The sequence below is a fragment of the Corynebacterium sp. A21 genome, from assembly GCF_052266655.1.
Classification (GTDB): domain Bacteria; phylum Actinomycetota; class Actinomycetes; order Mycobacteriales; family Mycobacteriaceae; genus Corynebacterium.
Map to the genome: position 1 here is coordinate 21,654 of NZ_JBQPQY010000020.1, position 6,259 is coordinate 27,912.

General features: G+C 61.8%; 4 protein-coding genes. All 4 read left to right on the top strand.

Going from position 1 to position 6,259, the window contains the following annotated elements:
• Position 1 precedes the first annotated feature (1 nt).
• Positions 2-730 carry a sirohydrochlorin chelatase gene (locus ACTU46_RS15780; RefSeq protein WP_443383743.1) on the top strand — a complete coding sequence of 243 codons (729 nt, stop codon included), beginning with the start codon at positions 2-4 and terminating at the stop codon, positions 728-730.
• Positions 731-750: 20 nt separating this feature from the next.
• The gene (locus ACTU46_RS15785) at positions 751-1,764 is read left to right on the top strand and encodes a sulfite exporter TauE/SafE family protein (RefSeq protein ID WP_443383746.1); all 1,014 of its coding nucleotides are present in this window, start codon (positions 751-753) and stop codon (positions 1,762-1,764) included.
• A 145-nt stretch (positions 1,765-1,909) separates the two neighbouring features.
• Entirely contained in the window at positions 1,910-2,494 is a 585-nt protein-coding gene (locus tag ACTU46_RS15790; protein WP_443383749.1) for a nucleosidase, read from the top strand.
• Positions 2,495-3,073: 579 nt separating this feature from the next.
• Positions 3,074-6,259, top strand: a 3,186-nt coding sequence (locus ACTU46_RS15795) for a choice-of-anchor G family protein (protein ID WP_443383752.1), incomplete at its 3' end; no start/stop codon positions are given.

Below are 6,259 nucleotides of genomic sequence, written 5' to 3' on the forward strand. Positions count from 1 at the left end.
CATGACCACCGCCTTGATCACGCTCTCACATGGTTCCCGACACCAGTCAGCGGAACCCCTCGTGTGCCAGCTGAGCGAGGCGGCGGGCATGGCCTTGGGCGTGCCCACCCTGGCCGCCCACCTTGACTTCACCGCCCCTGATCTGCCTGCCGCAGCTTCCCAGCTGGCGGCGGCCGGGGTGACCGAGGCGGTGGTGGTGCCGCTGCTGTTCACCCGCGCCTTCCACGCCCGCCTCGATGTGCCGGCGGTTTTCCGCCAGGCGTTGGACACCTCCGGACTGCGGCTGCATCTGGCTGCCGGGCTGGGCACTGGAACCTCGGTGGCGCAGGTGTTGGCGGCGCGGGTTCGGGTGGATGCCCCGGCTGGATCCCATATCGTGCTCTACTCGGTCGGCTCCTCCAACATGGCCGCCAACCAGGATGTCATCGATCTGGCACAGCAGGTGGGAAAACTCACCGGGGCGAGCATCGAGGTGCTGCCCGCCACCGGTGGGCCGGGCCGGGGTGGCGCCGGACTGATTGAAACTGCCCTGCGGCACCGCGCCATCCACCTGCTTCCGCTCTTCGTCGCAGATGGCCTGCTGCTGGACAAGGTGACCACCCAACTAGATCGCATCAGCTTTGCGACGGGCGCGCAGCTCACCGCCAGCGCACCGCTCGGCGTTGATCTCGCCGGGGTCGTCGAAAAGCGATACCGGCAGGAACTGGCCGCACTGGCCCGTTCACACTGATCTCACCCAAGGACCTCATCATGAAAACACTCATTCTCATCGCGATAGCAGGCTTTGCCGCGCAGCTCGTCGATGGCGGTCTGGGCATGGGATTCGGCGCCACTTCCACCACCATCCTCATCATCCTCGCGGGCCTGGGCCCAGCCTCCGCCAGCGCAGTGGTACACACGGCTGAACTGGGAACCACCCTGGTCTCCGGCTTCAGCCACTGGCGTTTCGGCAACGTCGACTGGAAGATCGTCTTCAAACTTGCGGTGCCGGGTGCTGTCGGCGCCTTCCTCGGCGCCACCGTCCTCTCGAACCTTTCCACCGAGATGGCGGCCCCGATCACCGCGGCCATCCTCACCGCCATCGGCATGAACCTGGTCTGGCGATTCTCCCAGGGCAAGATCCGCCGCGAACTATCGAAGAAGGGCTACAACACCAGCTTCCTCGGCGGCCTGGGTCTCTTCGGCGGCTTCGTGGATGCCACCGGCGGTGGCGGCTGGGGGCCGGTGACCACCTCCACGCTGCTGTCTCTGGGACGCACCGAACCACGCCGCGTGGTGGGTACCGTCAACACTGCGGAATTCCTGGTCACCGCCGCCGCGACCGCCGGTTTTGCCCTCGGCATGTGGGATGACCTGGTGTCCAACCTCGCCGCCGTGGCTGCGCTGCTGATCGGCGGTGCGCTCGCCGCACCGATCGCGGCACTGGCAGTGACCAAGCTCAACCCGGCGGCCCTCGGCGGGATCGTCGGCACCGCGCTCGTCGTGCTGAACCTGCCGAATATGCTGGGCTTGATCGGTATCGACGGCGAAGGGGTGACCCTGCTGCGCGTGGTGCTGGCCGTTATCGGCGTGGGCCTGTCCCTCCTCGGCTACCGCCGGGCCAAGGCGAATGCAGCTGCTGCTGCGGTGGTCAGTGGAGTCTTGGTGGAACCCGATGATGTTGCAGAAGCTTCAGCTGCCTCGGTCGCTGCCGAGTCAGCGTCTGTGGAGTCAGAGCTTGCTGAGTCTGAGCTTGCTGAGGAAATGCCGGTGCGGGCGCGATAATTTGCTGGTTTGGGGATTATGCCTCAGAGGTCTTGTCCGGAGTTCACCCTCCAGGCAAGGCCTCTTTTGCTGTGCATAATCGCCTGCCCCAGACCCTGAGGCGGTTGGCGGGTCAGGGAGAAAGATGGGGACTAGGATCATGGCCATGGACATTATCGATGGCGCCCCGCTCCTCATCTCCGCGACCGCTGAGGAAGCAGCCTACGCGCCCTCCGAATACCCACTGCTGATCACCGGAGTAGGTACCGTGGCCGTGGCAGTATCGCTGACCCGGGCACTGGTGGCGGCCAAAGCAGAAGGCCGCAAGCCCTCCCGACTGGTCAACTTCGGCTCCGCCGGCGCCCTGAAAAACGGACTCAGCGGCATCTTCGAGATTTCCTCGGTATACAAGCACGACTTTGATAGCGACATCATCGCGCAGATCACCGGTAAGCGGATTCGCAACCGCATGATCCTCGACGTCACCGGTTCCTATCAGACCGCCCGCCTAGCCACCGGTGACCGCTTTGTGGCAGATTCCGAACTCCGGATGAAACTGGCGGAAAACGCCGACCTCGTGGAAATGGAAGGATCCATCGTCGCGTGGATCGGCGCCGAGTTCGGCATCCCGGTGACCTTGATCAAGCAGGTCAGCGACCGCGCCGATGAAGATGCCACCAAGAACTGGGCCGCAGCGGTGGATGCCGGCGCACAGGAGCTGGGGGCGGCACTGAAGCGGGTTGTGGGGTAGCACTTTTTCGGGGGATGGGGGCGGGGCTGTTTCGCCCTGTTGTGCGGTCGGGGGACTGCCTGCAGGGTTTTGCCGTCGGGGGCCGGGTCAGCGAGGGGAGCTGACTTCGAAGGGCGATCTTGCCGCAGTGGTGCGTTGACCTGAGCAGGGGCGAAGGGGCGATGCCATGTGGCAGAACTCTGCTCGCCGGAACTTAGATGCCCCCACTTTGGGGGCAGCCGTGTTTTGGGGGGAAGTGAGTTTGGACACTTGGGGGTGCCATTTGGAAGGTGATTGAGATTACCTTAACGGTTCCCAGGTAAATTTCAGATGGTTTGATGTTACTGGTGTGACTGGTGGGGTTCATGGGGTGATGTTTAGGATTTATTTAGGCAAGACTCCTTAAAGTTGCTGAATTGGGCGATTGTCGGGCGGTTATAGAGATTGTGAAGGGCCGTGAGATTTGGCGCCCCCTTGATTAGGGTCAGTGGTGGCTTAATGGCACATAAGTTAACCAGCTACCTCTTCTAAGTATGTGTAGTTGGTAGGAAGTGCCCGCTCTGGACCGACATGCACTACAGAACTCACCAGGAGAGCTCCTTGACCTCGCAACCGTCAGCATTATCTAAGAAGCTGCGTCGCAGCATTCGACTCGGCATCGCCACCATCACTAGTACCGCCCTTGTCGGCGGTGTTTTAGTTGCGGCCCCGGCGCATCCGCTGCTCTCCTCCACGATGGTGGCTGAGGCCGCTGCGCAGGAAACTGGACAGGAGCTTTCCCGTGCGGAAGGCTTGGTCCTTGATCTTTCCCTCCTCCGCGGCTTCGTGGCCGAGGAAGACCTGGGCATCCTCGACGGTCTGATCACCGCGATTCACGCCCAGCAGTCCTTCCCGGAAAACCAGGGCGATGGCCCGGTGACCAGCCAACTCAATCTTTCCGCTCTGCAGGCCATCGACCTCAACCTCGGGGGAATCACCATTCCGTTGGTGGATGACGGTTCTGGCCGGGGTCTGCTCGATCTGGGCACCGAGGGTGCGGGTGTCCTCAGTGCATATGCTTCTGCTCCGTCACCGGGTGAAGCCATTGCTTCCGCCGGTGTAATCAATGAGGACGGTTCGATCAACGCTGACCCGTCCCAGGAGGCTGGCAATGTGGAGACCAACCTCCAGCTGACCGCGCTGCTGGACCAGTTGGGTCTGGGTGGCATCACTAATGGCATTGCCGATGAACTCGCCCTACGTTTGGGTGCGGTCAGTTCGATGGCGCAGGCCCAGGGGGCTGCGGTCACCTCGGAGTACGCTGTGGCCAACGCCGAGCTTTACCTGCACAGCCCGATGGTCGAGCAGGTCGGCGGACTGGTGGAGCCCGGTGGACTGGGCGCGAATCTCGATGAGACCGTCAACGCGCTGCTCGGCTCGGAGGGGGTCGTCGGTGGGCAGATCATCGGACTGGTCAGCGGGCTGCTCGAAGGTCTGAGCATCGGAAGCATTACCCTGACCGCGAACACAAACCTCGAGGCCACCCTGGACACCCTGCTGGGGCAGCCGCTGACCTCAGCGGATGAACTGGTGACCATCGATCTGCAGTCGGGCGAGGTCATGGTCAACCTGGAGAAGCTGCACGGGGAAAACCTGAGCAACCTCGACCCCAACACCCCGCTGGTCAACGCGGAGCAGCTCAACCAGATCGTGACCACGGTCGACGGCCTGCTGGAGTCGCTGAGTGAGCGCATCACCGACACCCTCAATGACGGTGTGCTGCAGACTTCGCTGAACATCCGGATCTCTACTCCGCTCGGCACAACGGGAATCGAAGGCACTCTTGCTGAGATCCTTGCAGGTCAGGCCACTACCACTAACACCGGAATACTCGGGCTGCTCCTGACCCCGCTGCTTGAAGGACTGACTGCTGGACTCGGGGGACTTCTCGGTCAGCCCGATGAGAATGGTGACCTGCAGGTCACCATTCTGAACTCGATCATCAGCAACCTGCTTACCCCGGTGAATTCTCTGCTGGGTGCCGGTGCAGCTGTGGGACTGAGCGACCTGATCGATAATGTCCTCGGTGAGGTCGCCCAGGTGACCCTCAATTACCAGCCCAACGAACTGATTGCCGCAGCCGGCACGACCGCCGGCCGCCCGAATGCCCGCACCGGTTCTGTGACGGATCTCGCGCAGGATTTCAGCGTCCAGCCGATCCGGGTAGAGCTGCTTGGTCTCGGCACCGACGGCGGTGTGGTGGATCTGCCGGTCTCGCGTTCCACCGTGACCGCCACTGCGGATTTCCAGGCGCCCGCACTTATGGGGCTCGATCCGGACCGCGGGCCGCGTGCCGGCGGCACCGAAGTGACCTTGAGTGGAACCAGCCTGGCGTACCTGGATGACGAGGGTAGCCCCACCGGAATCGACACCATTTACGTCAACGACTACCCGATCACGGATTTCGTGCTTAACCCGGATGACGGAACCGTGACCTTCCAGACTCCGCCATGGGCTGACCTAGGTACCGAGCTCGACTTCGTCGCTGTGTCCGTGGCTACCAACGGAGTCCGGTCCGGCTCCGTTGGCTACACCTACTTCGATGATCCGACCGGGCCGCTGGCCGATGCACATAATCCTGGATATGACTGGGTGATGATCAAGGCCGGGGAGACTCTCCCGGTCCTGCAGACCGGCGATGACTCCATCCCGGCAGGCTCCGTGTTTGAGATCGACCCGAACTGGCGACGTCCGGCGGGATGGGCCTTCGAGATTGACCCGGTGACCGGCGAGCTCACCGTCACGGCTCCCGATACTGCCCCGCCGGGGATGGTTTTCGAGATTCCGGTTGTGGTGACCTATCCGGATGACTCAGTTGATGCTGAGAATGCCCGTATCAACGTCATCATGTCTCCTTTTGAGATCGTTCAGGTCATTCAGGGTGATGAGTACACCACCATCATCTTCTCTGACGGTAGCCAGGTCCAGGTTCCTAACGGCACTCCCGGCGTTGATGGCGAGACTCCGGAGGTCGGTGCCAATGGCAATTGGTGGATTGGTGATGTTGATACCGGTGTTCCAGCCGCCGGAGCGGATGGCCAGAATGGCACTTCCGTGACTGTCGTCACAAACGTGACCGATCCCGAGACGGGGGCCACCACCCTGACCTTCTCTGATGGCAATGTCGTGGTGATTCCGGCTGGTGTGTCGGGTGTCGATGGTGTTGATGGCGCGTCGGTGACGGTGACTGGTTCGGGGCTTAATGCTGATGGTGACCTGGAGGTCACTTTCTCTGATGGTTCGATGGTTACGGTTCCGCGTGGTGCTACCGGTGCTGATGGTGAGTCGATCACGATTTTGTCTCAGACCGCTGATGCCAATGGCAATACGGTGATTGAGTTCTCTGATGGTTCTTTGGTGACTGTTGCCAAGGGTGAGGCTGGTCAGGATGGTGCTGACGGTGCTGATGGCCAGACGCCGAGCATTGGTGAGAACGGTAACTGGTGGATCGGTGATGTTGATACCAATGTGCCGGCGACCGGTGCTGCTGGCGCTGATGGTGAGTCAGTTAGCATCGTTTCGATTGCCACTGATGCCGCTGGTAACTCGACGGTGACCTTCTCTGATGGCAATGTCATGATTGTTCCGGCTGGTGTGTCGGGGGTCGCTGGTGTCGATGGCACGTCGGTGACGGTGACTGATTCGGCGCTTAATGCTGATGGTGACCTGGAGGTCACTTTCTCTGATGGTTCGATGGTTACGGTTCCGCGTGGTGCTACCGGTGCTGATGGTGAGTCGATCACGATT